We start from the raw sequence: 14,470 nt of genomic DNA, 5'->3' as shown, positions 1-14,470 counted from the left end.
ACGACCACATGAACAACGAGCTCGGCTGGATGCTCGACGAGGTCGTCAAGATGCCGGAGACCCGGCACGCGATCCTGCTCTCCGCCGACGGCATGCTGCGCGCCCACTCCCAGGGCATCGGCCGCGACGAGGCCGAGCGCCAGGCCGCCGCCCTCTCCGGGCTGCAGTCGATCAGCCGCTCCACCGGCGAGTTCTGTACCCACCAGGCCCACCAGGAGACCCCCTGGCGGCAGACGCTCGTCGAGTTCGCCCACGGCTACGTCTTCCTCATAGCCGCCGGCCCCGGCGCCTACCTCGCCGTCTCGGCCTCCGAGCACGTGGACATGGAAGCCGTCACCTACCGCATGCAAAAGCTCGTGGACCGGCTCGGCAAGGAACTGACCAGCCCGCCCCGGCAGGGTGTCTGGCAGGGCCCGGGCAACCCGGCATGACCCCGCCGGCGCCGAGGCGCGACAAGGGGTTAGTACGCCCGTACGTCGTCACCGACGGGCGTGCCCACCCGACCCGCAACACCTTCGACCTGGTCACGCTGGTCATGGCGCACGGCGACCTGCCGATCGGCGGCCTCAGCCCCGAAAAGCGCGCGCTCATGGAACTCTGCCTCGGCGGCGCCCTGTCGGTCGCCGAGATCGCCGGCCACCTGATGCTGCCCGTCAGCGTCACCAAGGTGCTGCTCGGCGATCTCGTGGACAGCGGCCACCTCAGTACCCGGGCCCCCATCCCCTCGGCCCAACTGCCCGAGGCCCAGATCTTGCAGGAGGTACTCGATGGACTCCGCGCTCGCCTCTGACACCGCTCACGAGGGAGCCGTCTATCTGCGGCAGTCGGTACGGACCGCCGCGAAGCTGCTCGTCGTGGGGCACTTCGCGGTGGGCAAGACCACCTTCGTCGGTTCGCTGTCGGAGATCCGGCCGCTGCGCACCGAGGAGACCATGACGCAGGCCGGCGCGCTCGTCGACGACCTGGCCGGCATCCGGGGCAAGACCACCACCACGGTGGCCATGGACTTCGGCCGGCTCACCCTCAGCGACAGCCTCGTCCTCTATCTCTTCGGCGCCCCCGGCCAGCAGCGCTTCACCCGGCTCTGGCAGGACATGACCCGCGGCGCGCTCGGCGCCCTCGTCCTCGCCGACACCCGGCGCCTGGAGCAGTCCTTCGACGTCATGGGGCTGCTGGAGGAACACGGCCTGCCCTACGCCGTCGCCGTCAACCACTTCGACGGCGCCCCCGCCTACCCCGAGGAGGAGATCCGCGAAGCCCTCGACCTGCTCCCCGAGACCCCGCTCATCACCTGCGACGCGCGCGACCGGATCTCCTCCACCCGGGCCCTGATCACCCTCGTGGAATACCTCCAGACCCGGCAGCACCACCTGTCCAGCACCGCCCAGGAGCATGTGTGACCCACCATCCCGACGCCGGCCCCCCGCCGCCGGGCTGCCCCGCACACCGGTCCCCGGCGCCACCACCGCGCCCCCAGCCGCTGTACGGACCCGACTTCGCCGCCGACCCGCACGCCGTCTACGCGCGGCTGCGCACCCTGGGCCCGGCCGCGCCCGTGGAACTCGCGCCCGGCGCCCGGGCCACCCTCGTCACGGACTACCGGGCCGCCCTCGAAGTGCTCCGCACCCCCGAGACCTTCGCCAAGGACGCCCGCCGCTGGCGGGCCCTCGCCGACGGCCGGGTGGCCCCGGACAACCCCGTCGTGCCGATGATGGCCTACCGGCCCAATTGCCTGTTCTCCGACGGCGACGCCCACCGCCGGCTGCGCCAGGCGGTCACCGACAGCCTCGGCCGCATCGACCCCAACGCCCTGCGGGGCTACGTCGAGCGCAGCGCCGACACCCTCATCGACCGGTTCGCCCCGCTCGGCGAGACCGATCTGCTCGGCGGCTACGCCAAGGTGCTGCCCCTGCTGGTCTTCCAGCAGCTCTTCGGCTGCCCGCCCGAACTGGGCGACCGCCTCGTCGAAGGCTTCTCCGGGATCTTCGACGGGGTGGACGCCGAACGCGCCAACGACCTCATCACCGAGACCCTGGTGCGGCTCGTCTCCCTCAAACGGGCCCGGCCCGGCGCCGACGTCATCTCCTGGCTGCTCGCACACCCCGTCGCCCTCACCGACGAGGAGATGATCCACCAGCTCGTCGTCCTCATCGGCGCCGGCACCGAACCCCAGCAGAACCTGATCGCCAACGCGCTGCGGCTGCTGCTCTCCGACGACCGCTTCGCGGGCGACCTCGCCGGCGGCAGCATGCCCGTCGAGGACGCCCTCGACGAGGTGCTCTGGCTGGACCCGCCGATGGCCAACTACGCCGTCCACTACCCCGTCCACGACGTGGACTTCGGCGGCGTCCCCCTGAACCAGGGCGAGCCGGTCGTGGTGAGCTTCGCCGCCGCCAACACCGACCCCGCGCTGCTGTCCGACCAGCGCACCGGCAACCGCGCCCACCTCGCCTGGAGCGCCGGCCCGCACACCTGCCCCGCCAAGGACTCCGCCCGGCTCATCGCGGCCGTCGCGGTCGAAAAGCTCCTCGACCGGCTGCCCGACCTGGAACTGGCCGTACCCGCCGACCGGCTCGTCTGGCGGCCGGGCCCCTTCCACCGGGCCCTCACCGCCCTGCCCGTGCGGTTCCCCCCGGTCCCCGTACCCACGGCCGCGCCCGCGCCGCTGCTGGTACCGGACCCCGACCGGGCGCACGGCCACCCGTCCCCCGAACCCCCAGGAGACCGACGATGGACCAGCAGACCTGCCCCGTCCGCATCGACCCCGCCGGCCGCGACATCCACGGCGAGGCCGCCCGCCTCCGCGCCCTCGGCCCGGCGACCCCCGTGGAGCTCCCTGGTGGCGTGGTGGCGTGGGCAGTGACCACGCGCCCGCTGCTCAAGGAACTCCTCACCGACCCCCGTGTCTCGAAGGACCCGCGCCAACACTGGCCGACCTGGATCAATGGCGAGATCTCCCCGGACTGGCCGCTGTACACCTGGGTCGCGGTGCAGAACATGTTCACCGCCTACGGCAGCGACCACAAACGGCTGCGCGTCCTGGTCTCCAAGGCGTTCACCGCCCGCCGCACCGCCGCCCTGCGCCCCCGCATCGAGGAGATGACCGCCGATCTCCTCGACTCGCTCGCGGCCTACGGCCCGGACGAGATCGTCGACCTGCGCGAGGCCTACGCCTACCCCATCCCGATCCAGGTGATCTGCGAGCTGTTCGGGGTGGACGCCGTCCACGACACCGAGACCCGTGAGGGGCTGCGCCGCTGCGTCGACTCGCTCTTCCACACCTCCGCCGACCCGGACGAGGTCACCGCCAACTACACCGAGCTGTACGCCCTGCTCGGCGGGATCGTCGCCGCCAAGCGCGAGACCCCCGGCGACGACATGACCAGCGTCCTCATCTCGGCCACCGACGGGGACGGCCCCGACGGCAGCCGGCTGAGCGAGCAGGAACTCGTCGACACCCTGCTGCTGATGATCGGCGCCGGGCACGAGACCACCGTGAACCTCCTCGACAACGCCATCCACGCGCTGCTCACCCACCCCGAGCAGCTGGCGCTGATCCGCGCCGGCGAGGCCGGCTGGGACGATGTGATCGAAGAGACACTGCGGCTCCAGGCCCCGGTCGCCAACCTTCCCCTGCGCTACGCCGTCGAGGACATCGAACTGGACGGCGGCGTCACCCTGCGCAAGGGCGACGCGATCGTCGCCGCCTACGCCGCGGCCGGCCGAGACCCGCAGTTGTACGGGCCGACAGCCGACGACTTCGACCTCACCCGCGCCGACAAGGACCACCTGGCCTTCGGCCACGGCGTCCACCACTGTCTCGGCGCCCCGCTCGCCCGGCTGGAGGCCGCCGTCGCACTGCCGGCCCTCTTCGCGCGCTTCCCGGAACTGTCCCTCGCCGCCGCCCCCGGTGAGATGAGCCCCGTGGAGTCCTTCATCTCCAACGGCCACCGTTCCCTGCCGGCGCGGCTGGGCCGCCACTAGCCTGGCCGGCGGGTTTTCGGCCGCGAGCCGTGTGCCGCCTCGCGGCGGCGAGCGCCCTGCGGGCGCGTCCTCAAGCTCCCCCAGCTACCGCTGGGAGTTACCCCCAGGGGCTTGTCTTGGCCGGCCCAGCCAGTCAAGCCCGTCCGGCGCTTGAGGACGAAACGGTGGGTGAGCCGCCATCCAGGGCCCGGCCGGCCAGGGCCCTGGCACGCGACACACGCCACATTCCCCCTCCCCGGCGGGTGGCGGGTGGGCGCACGCGAGAGCGAGCGCATACGATCCTCTGCGTGTCCAAACTGACCGACCTGCCCAAACGGATCCTTATCGGCCGGGCGCTGCACAGCAACAAGCTGGGGGAGACACTCCTCCCCAAGCGCATCGCCCTCCCCGTCTTCGCCTCCGACCCGCTGTCCTCGGTGGCGTACGCGCCGGGCGAAGTGCTGCTCGTCCTCTCCGTGGCAGGCGTGTCGGCCTACCACTTCAGTCCATGGATCGCCGTCGCGGTCGTCGTGCTGATGTTCACGGTGGTCGCCTCGTACCGCCAGAACGTGCATGCCTACCCCAGCGGCGGCGGCGACTACGAGGTCGCCACCACCAACCTGGGCCCCAAAGCCGGACTGACCGTCGCCAGTGCGCTGCTCGTCGACTACGTCCTGACCGTCGCGGTCTCGATCTCCTCCGGAATCGAGAACCTCGGCTCCGCCATCCCCTTCGTCATCGAGCACAAGACGGCCTGCGCCGTCGGCGTCATCGTGCTGCTCACGCTGATGAACCTGCGCGGCGTCAAGGAGTCCGGCAAGCTCTTCGCCATCCCGACGTACGTCTTCGTCGGCGGCGTGTTCCTGATGATCGCCTGGGGCGCCGTCCGCGGCCTGTTCATGGGCGACAGCATGCGGGCCCCCACCGCCGACTACACCATCCACCCCGAGCACCAGGGCCTCGCGGGCTTCGCGCTCGTCTTCCTGCTGCTGCGCGCCTTCTCCTCCGGCTGCGCCGCGCTCACCGGCGTCGAGGCCATCAGCAACGGTGTGCCCGCCTTCCGCAAGCCCAAGAGCAAGAACGCCGCGACGACGCTCGCGCTCATGGGCGGCCTCGCCGTCACCATGTTCTGCGGCATCATCGCGCTGGCCATGGTCACCAAGGTGCGGATGGCCGAGCACCCGGCCACCGACCTGCTCAAGGACGGCAAGCCCGTCGGCGCCGACTACACCCAGAACCCGGTGATCTCCCAGGTCGCCGAGGCCGTCTTCGGCAACGGCTCGTTCCTCTTCATCGTGCTCGCCGCCGCCACCGCCCTCGTGCTCTTCCTGGCCGCGAACACCGCCTACAACGGCTTCCCGCTGCTCGGCTCGATCCTCGCCCAGGACCGCTACCTGCCGCGCCAGCTGCACACCCGCGGCGACCGCCTCGCGTTCTCCAACGGCATCGTGCTGCTCTCCGGGGCCGCCGCCATACTCGTCATCATCTACGGGGCCGACTCCACCCGCCTCATCCAGCTCTACATCGTCGGCGTCTTCGTCTCCTTCACCCTCAGCCAGATCGGCATGGTCCGGCACTGGAACCGCCACCTGGCCGCCGAGACCGACCCGACCGAGCGCCGCCGCATGGTCCGCTCCCGCGCGATCAACACCTTCGGTGCCTTCTTCACCGGCCTGGTCCTCGTCGTGGTGCTGCTGACGAAGTTCACCCACGGCGCGTGGGTCGCCCTGCTCGGCATGGTGATCTTCTACGCCACCATGACCGCGATCCGGAAGCACTACGACCGGGTCGCCGAGGAGATCGCCGTCGAGGACGAGCCCGGCGAAGAGGTCGTACGCCCCTCCCGCGTGCACTCCATCGTCCTGGTCTCCAAGATCCACAAGCCGACGCTGCGGGCCCTGGCCTACGCCAAGCTCATGCGCTCCGACACCCTGGAGGCCCTGACCATCAGCGTCGACCCGGCCGAGACCAAGGCGCTGCACGAGGAATGGTCACGCCGCGGGATCGACGTACCGCTGAAGGTCCTCGACTCGCCCTACCGCGAGATCACCCGGCCGATCATCGACTACGTCAAGCGGCTGCGGAAGGAGAGCCCGCGCGACGTGGTCAGCGTCTACATCCCCGAATACGTCGTCGGCCACTGGTACGAGCACCTGCTGCACAACCAGAGCGCGCTGCGCCTGAAGGGCCGGCTGCTCTTCACCCCCGGCGTGATGGTCACCTCGGTGCCCTGGCAGCTCGACTCCTCCGAGGCCGCCAAGCGACGGGCCCGCAAGCGCGCCGAGTGGAACGCCCCGGGCGCGGTGCGCCGCGGCCCGGTCACGCAGCCGAAGCGGGAAAAGGCCGCCACCAAGAAGTAGCGCGGTCGTCGAGGGGGTGAGGTGGGACGTAGACTCGAAGGCTGTCCCCCTCACCCCCTTTGAGTTCTCTGGAGTCGACCCGCCATGCAGCACGAGACCGAAGCATCGCTGGTCGGCCACGAGTACGAGGTCGAGGTCGGCCCCGTCGCCCACGGCGGCCACTGCGTCGCCCGCACCGAGGCCGGCCGGGTTCTGTTCGTCCGGCACGCGCTGCCCGGTGAGCGGGTCGTCGCCAAGATCACCGAGGGCGAGTCGACCTCCCGCTTCCTGCGCGCGGACGCGGTACGGATCCTGGAGGCCTCGAAGGACCGCGTCGAGGCCCCCTGCCCCTTCTCGGGCCCCGGCAAGTGCGGCGGCTGCGACTGGCAGCACGCCAAGCCCGGCGCCCAGCGCCGCCTCAAGGGCGAGGTCATCGCCGAGCAGCTGATGCGCCTCGCGGGCCTCACCCCCGAGGAGGCCGGCTGGGACGGCACGGTCGTACCGGCCGACGGCGACAAGCTCCCGGCCGGCGAGGTTCCCGCCTGGCGCACCCGTGTCCAGTACGCGGTGGACGCCGAGGGCCACGCGGGACTGCGCAAGCACCGCTCGCACGACGTCGAGATCATCGACCGCTGCCTGATCGCGGCCCCGGGCGTCAGCGAGCTGGGCGTCGAGAAGCGCGAGTGGCCGCAGATGGCGTCCGTCGAGGCGATCGCCGCCTCCGGCTCGGGCGACCGGCAGGTGATCCTCACCCCGAAGCCGGGCGGCCGCCTGCCGATCGTGGAGCTGGACAAGCCGGTGTCGGTGCTGCGCATCGGGGAGAAGGACAAGCAGGTCCACCCCGTCCACGGCCGCGCCTTCGTCCGCGAGCGCGCCGACGGCCGCACCTACCGCGTCGGCGAGGGCGGCTTCTGGCAGGTCCACCCGCAGGCGGCGGACATGCTGGTGAAGGCCGTCATGCAGGGCCTGATGCCCCGCAAGGGCGACATGGCCCTCGACCTCTACTGCGGCGTCGGCCTCTTCGCGGGCGCGCTCGCCGAGCGCATCGGCGACAAGGGCGCGGTGCTCGGCATCGAGTCCGGCAAGCGCGCGGTGGAGGACGCCCGCCACAACCTGAAGGACCTGGAGCGGGTCCGTATCGAGCAGGGCAAGGTCGAGCAGGTCCTGCCGCGCACGCGCATCGAGGAAGCCGACATCATCGTCCTCGACCCGCCCCGCGCCGGCGCCGGCAAGCAGACGGTCCGCCACCTGGCGTCGCTGGGCGCGCGCCGGATCGCGTACGTGGCCTGCGACCCGGCGGCCCTGGCCCGCGACCTGGCGTACTTCGCGGAAGAGGGCTACAAGCCGGTCAAGCTCCGGGCGTTCGACTTCTTCCCGATGACGCACCATGTTGAGTGCGTGGCGATTTTGAAGCCGGTGGCGAAGGAGGCGTGAGCCGGGCCTTCCGGCGGGCATGACCCGCGCTACGGGCGTCGCGCGCCGGGCGTCGCGCGCACGGTCTGACGAAGTCGGCTCGCCGGGTCAGCCTTTCAGGCCGTAGAAGTGGATTCGTGAGTTGGGCCTGAACCCGATGCGCGGGTACACGGGGGCTCCGGCGGCGGTGGCGTGCAGCGTGGCGCGGGTCAGCCCGGTGGCCCGCGCGCCTTCGTGGAGCGCCTTGCGCGTGACCGCCTCGCCGTAGCCCTTGCGCTGCCACCGCGGGTCCGTGGCGACGAAGGCGACGAACAGGCGGCCTTCCGCTTCGATCGTGGCGGCGCACGCCACCGGTTCGTCGCCGCGTATGGCCAGGTAGGCGTAGATCTCGTTCTTCCAGAGCGCCGACCCCACCAGGCCGTCGCGGCCCTCCTCCAACGGGAGGTCGTACGCGCGTGATTGGAGGTCGGCGTAGGACCGCAGCTGCTCGTCCGTGCTCACGCGGACGAATGCCAGGTCGGGGTGGGCCGGTTCGGGGACGGGGAGCAGGTCGCCGGCCATGCCCGTACCGGGGAAGGCGTACTGGAGACCGGCCTGCTCGGCCGTCGTCTCCAGCGCGGAGCGGGCCTCGTCGTCGAGAAGGTCTTCGAAGAGCCACAGGAAGCCTGGGTGCTTCTTCGTCCGCATGATGTCCGCGGCCTGGCTCAGACGGTGCCTGAGAAGCTCTGCTCCCGCTTCCGCCTCGGTCAAGGTGAGGCAGTTCAAGAACCCGAACCGGCTGTCGGCCCAGCGCACGGCGATGCCCGGCAGGTCGCGCACGTCCGCGTCCGCGTCACGGTCGAGCACGATGGTCCGCCAGACCGTGGTGAGCTGCTGTACCGACTCCATGGACTCCGCGGGAACGGTCATAGTGCCTCCATGTGGTGCCTCTGCGGCAGTGGGGACTCTAACGGCGACATGCGGTTCTGGTGTCATCAGATGATGTTCTCGGCCTCTGTGATCTGGTCATGGGCGTTCTTCGCACCGGAGCGGGGGGGCACCGTAGCAGTGCGACATGCGTGCAATGAAGCGAATCACTCTGCTGCTCGCGGCAGTTGGAGATGGTGGCCCGCCGTGTCCGCCGCTGCGGCCAGACGGTGGGGAGGTCGTCGAGCTGTCCGAGTCCGCCGACGCGGCCGGGGTGGTGAACGGCCTGACGGAAGGCGGGGGACGCCGTCCCGTCCGGGAAAGAGCCCCCCCGCAGGGCGGGAGAGTGAGTGCGTGCTCACCGGCAGCCGCCAGACCTGACGCCTCGTACGGGGCCGCCCACCCGTACGGAATCCGTCCCCGCCATGTACCGATTCGTCGCCGAAGCCGGCACCGGCGCGTGTCATTCGGCGTAGCGGCCCGCGATTGTCCCTAGGATTGTGGGATGTACATAGCCAGCACGTTCCCCGGAGGGGTGGTCCGGTGAACAGGTCCGAGGCCACAGACGAGCAGTGGGAGGGACTGGCCGAGGTCGTCCCGCTGCGCGGTCATCACGCATGGCCGTCCTGGCCCAATCACCGGGCCCTTCCCGAGGACGAGCCGGAGCCGAATCGGCGTCAGCTCGTCGTTCTTCGTGTCCAGATCTTCGCCGATGCGCGCGAGGTCGCCGAGTATCTGATCGCGCGTGTCCCGGTGCTGCTGGACCTCACCAGTGCCGATTCGGACGTCGCCAAGCGGATTCTCGACTTCTCCAGCGGTGTCGTCTTCGGTCTGGGCAGCGGTATGCACCGTGTCGACACCAACGTCTTCCTGTTGGCCCCCGAGGGGACCGAGGTGGCGTCGGGATACCCCGATCGTAGGAAAAGTGATCAGATGAAACGGTTTGGCTGACCGGTAGCCGCATACGGTCCGGGCATGGACGCAAGCTGTGCCCGACCGGCCGCCGGCCCCCCTTCTCAGCTCCCTCAGCCTCCCCACCGGGTTTCTCAGCCCCCTCAGGTTCCACAGCAGGCTTCTCGGCCTTCCGAGCAGGCCGCCCCGCGGCCCCAGCAGACCGTGCCGCAGCCCCAGCAGACCGCCCCGCTTCCCAAGCGCCCCGAGGTCACCGAACTGCGGCTGTCCGCCTTCAAGTCGCATCGCAACGCCGTCTTCCCGCTCGGACCGCTGACCCTCTTCACCGGAGGGAGCGGAAGCGGAAAATCCAATGCCCTCCAGGCCTACGAGGTCCTCGCGCGGCTCGCGGGCGGCGATACGCTCGAAGAGGCCCTCGCCCCCGTGGCCGATGGCCCTTCCGCGTGCGTGCCCGAGCAGGCTCGGCCCGACGCGCAAGGGCGGCGCGGCTTCCGGATCGGCTGCACCGTCACCGGGCCGGCGGGACCGGTCCATCTGGACGTGGCCGTACAGGCCGAGCCCGAGCTGCGGGTCGTCGGCGAGCGGCTGACGGGTTCCGGGCTGACCCTGCTGTCCACCGCGCTGCGCGACCCCGGGCTGCGGACGGTCGAGGCCGCTTGGCACACGGCGGGCGCGGTGCCCGTCACCCGCGCACCGCTCCCCGACGACCGGCTCGGCACCTCGCTGCTGCCCCTGCGGGTCGCGGGCAAGACGGTGGGGCAGCGGATGGTCCTCGACGCGGCCGAGCAGGTGGTGGTCGCGCTGCGGTCCGTTTTCCCCTGCGACCCCCGGCCGGAGCTGATGCGCATGCCGGCCGCCGCCCGTGACGGGATGCTGCGGGGAGCGTGTGACAACGTCGCGGCGGTTCTGGGGCGAACGCGGCACGAGTGCGCCATCCGGCACGGGCTGCTGGTCACCGCCACGGGTGCCGGTTGCCGAGGGCCGGTCGAAGGGTTGACGGTCCAGGAGTTGGACGGTGGCTTCGTGCGGGCCGTGCTGGCCCGGAAGGCGGGCGCGACGACGCCCCTGGACCGGCTGGCGGACGGGGAACTGCGCTATCTGGCCCTGTCCCTCGTCCTGTTGACCGGGCCCGGGGTGCTGGCCATGGACCAGGCGGCGGAGGTGCTGCCGGCGCTCCAGACGCTGACGGTGCTGGCGGACGGGCTCGACCGGTGCCTGGACGAGCGGCAGGCGCGGGAATTGGTGGGACTGGCGGCGCGCATGTGCGAGCGGGGGCATATCCGGCTGGTGGGCACGGTGCGCGGGGCGGCCGCGAAGGAGGCGGCGCGGGCGGCGGGAGCGTCGATGGTAGACCTGGAGGCGTGAGTAACGATCTCAAAACCTTGCAGCGGAGACTGGCCGCGTTCGCCGCGGCCCGCGACTGGCAGCCCTTCCACACCCCCAAGAATCTCGCCGCCGCGCTCAGCGTCGAGGCCTCCGAACTGGTGGAAATCTTCCAGTGGCTGACACCTGAGCAATCGGCGCGGGTGATGGACGACCCGAAGACGGCGGGCCGGGTGGAGGACGAGGTCGCCGACGTCCTGGCCTACCTGTTGCAGTTCTGCGAGGTCCTCGGCGTCGACCCGCTGGCGGCGCTCTCGGCGAAGATCGACCGCAACGAGAGCCGGTTCCCGGTGGGCGGGGCGGGGAAGACGGTGGCGGGATCGGAAGCGGACGACAAAGCTCGTCACTCTCCGGAGTGATTGAGATATCCACAGCGCATCTGGTATCCACAGATTTCTGAATTCCCCTGGCTTTTCCGGCGGTTAGTCATCACTCTGGGTAGTGAGGAGCGGGCAGTCGGGAAAAGTGGGGACCGGGCATGGAGGCAATGCGGCTCATCAGAGTCACCCGGCTCGCCTTGGCGCAGGCCAGGGCGGTGCAGGACATCGTCATCGAGGCATGGCAGACGCAGGCACTGGCGGAAGCGATCGGTGGCCATCTCGCCGTGCACGGGCCCTTCGAGGCCCGCGCGGCGGCCGGTGGTCTGAGCGAGGCGGGTGGCCGGGCCTCCGGCGCACTGCGCCAGGGCATACCTCGCGAGGGAGGGTTGCGGGCGGTCCAGCTGACGGAAGTACGCGACCCCTGGGCGGTGTTGACGGCGTTGGGCGGGCTTCTCGGCGAGGTGGGCATAGCGCTGGTCGGCGTCGCCTGCGCCTCCGAGGAGGACGGCCTGTACTGGCAGTGCATCGAGGCGATAGACGCCGCCGACGAGACGAGTGACCGGGTGCGCGGCCTGCAAAGGCGGCTCGCGCTGAGGGAGCGGGGAGGGGCGGCATGACGCGGAGTGCCATCACACACGGAAGGCGCGGTGGCGCCGGCGGCTACGGTCCTCCGAGATCCGCGTCAGTCGGCTGCCGTGCCGGCCGGGCCGGCCGGGTGGTACCGCTCACGTGGCGAGGCAGGCGAAGGGGCCGCGCCGGGGGGCTGGTGTTCGGCGTCGAGCTGCGACGCATCGGCGGTCAGCGCCGCCATCCGTTCCTCCATCTGCCGCGACAGGCCCTTGGGTGGGCCTTGTGGGTCTCGTGGGCCTTGCGTGGCCCGTGGCTGCGGAGCGGCCTATGGGGACGGCACCGTCCCGTCGGGCACGGCTTCCCGGGACATCACGGCCTCCCCGGGGCCGGCCCGCCCGGCACCGGCCCGCCCGGTGCGGGCTGGCGGCGTCGCGAGCGTCGCCTCCGGTGGCGGACGCCGGTGCGCGGGCCGGGCGGGCCCGCGCCGCCCGAGCCAACGATCGTGGGCGGCCACGCCGTGCCGCCGGCGCCCCCGGCCGCCCGGACACTGCCGGGTGCTTCACCGCCCGGCGGCCGTGACGCGATTTCACCCGTCCGGGGAGGGTGGGGCGAAGGAGGTGGCGGACGGTTGACGCGGGTCCGGGAGTGCAGGATGGAGGCATGGATCTGCGCATCTTCACCGAGCCCCAGCAAGGGGCGAGCTACGAGACCTTGCTCACCGTCGCCAAAGCCACCGAGGACCTCGGCTTCGACGCCTTCTTCCGCTCCGACCACTACCTGGCCATGGGCTCCGCCGACGGACTCCCCGGGCCGACCGACGCCTGGATCACCCTCGCGGGCCTCGCCCGCGAGACCCGGCGGATCCGGCTGGGCACGCTGATGACCGCCGGTACCTTCCGACTGCCCGGGGTGCTCGCCATCCAGGTGGCGCAGGTCGACCAGATGTCGGGCGGTCGCGTCGAGTTGGGGCTCGGCGCGGGCTGGTTCGAGGAGGAGCACCGGGCGTACGGCATCCCGTTCCCGAAGGAGAAGTTCGGGCGGCTGGAGGAGCAGCTGGAGATCATCACGGGGCTCTGGGAGACGGAGCAGGGCAAGACGTTCACGTTCGACGGCACCTACTACCAGCTCGCCGACTCCCCGGCGCTGCCCAAGCCCGCCCAGACCAAGGTGCCGGTGCTGATCGGTGGTCACGGCGTGACCCGTACGCCGCGGCTGGCCGCGAAGTACGCCGACGAGTTCAACATCCCCTTCGCCTCCATCGAGGACAGCGAGCGACAGTTCGGCCGGGTACGGGCGGCCGCCGAGGCGATCGGCCGCAAGGGGGAGGACCTGGTCTACTCCAACGCTCTCGTGGCCTGTGTCGGCAAGGACGACGCGGAGGTGGCGCGGCGGGCGGCGGTCATCGGCCGGGAGGTGGCCGAGCTGAAGGCGAACGGGCTGGCGGGCTCGCCCGCCGAGGTGGTCGACAAGATCGGCCGGTACGCGGCGATCGGCTCGTCCCGGATCTACTTCCAGATTCTGGACCTCGACGACCTCGATCAGCTGGAGCTGATTTCCTCACAGGTCCAGCCCCAGTTGGGCTGACCGGGCCGGACCGGTTCGGCTCCGATCCGACCCGGGGCCCGACCCGGGCTGACCCATCCGCCGCCGCACCCGAGGAGTAGCCGGTGACCGCCGCCTCCGCCACCCGTATGCCGCTCGCCACCGCGCTCGCCCGCGGACCACTCGTCCTGGACGGGGGCTTGTCCAACCAGCTGGTGGCACAGGGCTGTGACCTGGCCGACGAGCTGTGGTCGGCCCGGCTGCTCGCCGACGATCCGGGGCAGATCGAGCAGGCACACACGGCGTACGTCCGGGCGGGCGCACGGGTGCTCATCACCTCCAGCTACCAGGCCACGTTCGAGGGCTTCGCCCGGCGGGGCCTGGGGCCGGAGGCGGCCGCGGGTCTGCTGCGGCGGAGCGTGGAACTCGCTCGGCAGGCCGCGCGGGCCGGGGAGAAGGCGAGGAGCGGTCGGGAGGTGTGGGTCGCCGCGTCCGTGGGGCCGTACGGGGCGATGCTCGCGGACGGCAGCGAGTACCGCGGACGGTACGGGCTGAGTGTCGGTGAGCTGGAGCGCTTCCACCGCCCCCGGATCGAGGCCCTGGTGGCGGCCGGACCGGACGTCCTCGCGCTGGAGACCGTGCCGGACGCGGACGAGGCGCGGGCGTTGCTGGCGGCGGTGCGGGGGTGCGGGGTGCCGGTCTGGCTGTCCTACAGCGTCATGGGGGAGCGGACCCGGGCGGGGCAGCCGCTCGCCGAGGCGTTCGCGCTCGCCGCGGACAACGACCAGGTCATCGCCGTGGGCGTCAATTGCTGTGAACCGGGTGACGCGGACCGGGCCGTGGAGGTCGCGGCCCGGACGACCGGGAAGCCGGTGGTGGTCTATCCGAACAGTGGGGAGGAGTGGGATGCGCGGGCACGGGACTGGCGGGGGCACCCCACCTTCGACCCCGAGCGGGTGGAGGCGTGGCAGTCGGCGGGGGCGCGGCTCGTCGGTGGCTGCTGCCGGGTCGGGCCGGAGCGGATCGCGGAGCTGGCCCGGATCCTGGAAACGGACGAGGAGACGGAGGTGGGCCCATAGGCGGGCCGTCCCTTCGAAAAGGGTTAGGAGCCCCGGTGCGTAT

General features: G+C 71.5%; 14 protein-coding genes. 13 read left to right on the top strand and 1 reads right to left on the bottom strand.

Annotated elements, in window-relative coordinates; translation table 11 throughout:
• The first annotated feature begins 8 nt into the window (after positions 1-8).
• The 7 genes from ACZ6MA_RS11570 (at position 9) to ACZ6MA_RS11540 (ending at position 7,736) form a co-directional block, all read left to right on the top strand.
• Positions 9-431 carry a roadblock/LC7 domain-containing protein gene (locus ACZ6MA_RS11570; protein ID WP_184738712.1) on the top strand — a complete coding sequence of 141 codons (423 nt, stop codon included), beginning with the start codon at positions 9-11 and terminating at the stop codon, positions 429-431.
• Positions 428-790, top strand: coding sequence for a DUF742 domain-containing protein (locus ACZ6MA_RS11565; RefSeq protein WP_130881749.1), 363 nt, complete (start codon positions 428-430; stop codon positions 788-790). Before ACZ6MA_RS11570 ends, ACZ6MA_RS11565 begins: the two co-directional genes overlap by 4 nt.
• On the top strand, positions 768-1,400 hold the full coding sequence (locus tag ACZ6MA_RS11560) for a GTP-binding protein (protein WP_469432977.1): 633 nt from the start codon (positions 768-770) through the stop codon (positions 1,398-1,400). The genes ACZ6MA_RS11565 and ACZ6MA_RS11560 overlap by 23 nt, the downstream gene beginning before the upstream one ends.
• Positions 1,397-2,863 (top strand): cytochrome P450, encoded by a 1,467-nt coding sequence (locus tag ACZ6MA_RS11555; RefSeq protein ID WP_469432975.1) that lies wholly within the window; start codon positions 1,397-1,399, stop codon positions 2,861-2,863. The genes ACZ6MA_RS11560 and ACZ6MA_RS11555 overlap by 4 nt, the downstream gene beginning before the upstream one ends.
• Positions 2,860-3,984 (top strand): cytochrome P450 family protein, encoded by a 1,125-nt coding sequence (locus tag ACZ6MA_RS11550; RefSeq protein ID WP_469432973.1) that lies wholly within the window; start codon positions 2,860-2,862, stop codon positions 3,982-3,984. Before ACZ6MA_RS11555 ends, ACZ6MA_RS11550 begins: the two co-directional genes overlap by 4 nt.
• Before the next feature lie 287 nt (positions 3,985-4,271).
• Positions 4,272-6,323, top strand: coding sequence for an APC family permease (locus ACZ6MA_RS11545; protein WP_469432972.1), 2,052 nt, complete (start codon positions 4,272-4,274; stop codon positions 6,321-6,323).
• Positions 6,324-6,407: 84 nt separating this feature from the next.
• Positions 6,408-7,736 (top strand): class I SAM-dependent RNA methyltransferase, encoded by a 1,329-nt coding sequence (locus tag ACZ6MA_RS11540; protein ID WP_469432970.1) that lies wholly within the window; start codon positions 6,408-6,410, stop codon positions 7,734-7,736.
• Between the two features lie 87 nt (positions 7,737-7,823).
• On the opposite strand, the gene ACZ6MA_RS11535 is transcribed toward ACZ6MA_RS11540, so the two are convergent.
• Positions 7,824-8,624 carry a GNAT family N-acetyltransferase gene (locus tag ACZ6MA_RS11535; RefSeq protein ID WP_469432968.1) on the bottom strand — a complete coding sequence of 267 codons (801 nt, stop codon included), beginning with the start codon at positions 8,622-8,624 and terminating at the stop codon, positions 7,824-7,826.
• A 540-nt stretch (positions 8,625-9,164) separates the two neighbouring features.
• Here ACZ6MA_RS11535 and ACZ6MA_RS11530 point away from each other — a divergent pair.
• From ACZ6MA_RS11530 to mmuM, 6 genes are all read left to right on the top strand, one after another.
• Positions 9,165-9,572, top strand: a complete 408-nt coding sequence (locus tag ACZ6MA_RS11530; RefSeq protein ID WP_469432967.1) for a cell division protein SepF — start codon at positions 9,165-9,167, stop codon at positions 9,570-9,572.
• 165 nt (positions 9,573-9,737) lie between these two features.
• On the top strand, positions 9,738-10,898 hold the full coding sequence (locus ACZ6MA_RS11525; RefSeq protein WP_469432966.1) for an AAA family ATPase: 1,161 nt from the start codon (positions 9,738-9,740) through the stop codon (positions 10,896-10,898).
• Complete coding sequence (locus ACZ6MA_RS11520; protein ID WP_469432965.1) at positions 10,895-11,275, top strand: nucleotide pyrophosphohydrolase; 381 nt, start codon at positions 10,895-10,897, stop codon at positions 11,273-11,275. Before ACZ6MA_RS11525 ends, ACZ6MA_RS11520 begins: the two co-directional genes overlap by 4 nt.
• A 119-nt stretch (positions 11,276-11,394) precedes the next feature.
• Positions 11,395-11,853, top strand: coding sequence for a DUF6099 family protein (locus tag ACZ6MA_RS11515; RefSeq protein ID WP_469432964.1), 459 nt, complete (start codon positions 11,395-11,397; stop codon positions 11,851-11,853).
• A 613-nt stretch (positions 11,854-12,466) separates the two neighbouring features.
• Positions 12,467-13,390 carry an LLM class F420-dependent oxidoreductase gene (locus ACZ6MA_RS11510; RefSeq protein ID WP_469432962.1) on the top strand — a complete coding sequence of 308 codons (924 nt, stop codon included), beginning with the start codon at positions 12,467-12,469 and terminating at the stop codon, positions 13,388-13,390.
• Between the two features lie 107 nt (positions 13,391-13,497).
• Positions 13,498-14,427 (top strand): homocysteine S-methyltransferase, encoded by a 930-nt coding sequence (mmuM, locus tag ACZ6MA_RS11505; protein WP_469433150.1) that lies wholly within the window; start codon positions 13,498-13,500, stop codon positions 14,425-14,427.
• Positions 14,428-14,470: the final 43 nt, after the last annotated feature.

The sequence above is a fragment of the Streptomyces sp. NPDC042259 genome, assembly GCF_055582085.1.
This window is presented reverse-complemented; position numbering and strand designations above follow the sequence as displayed.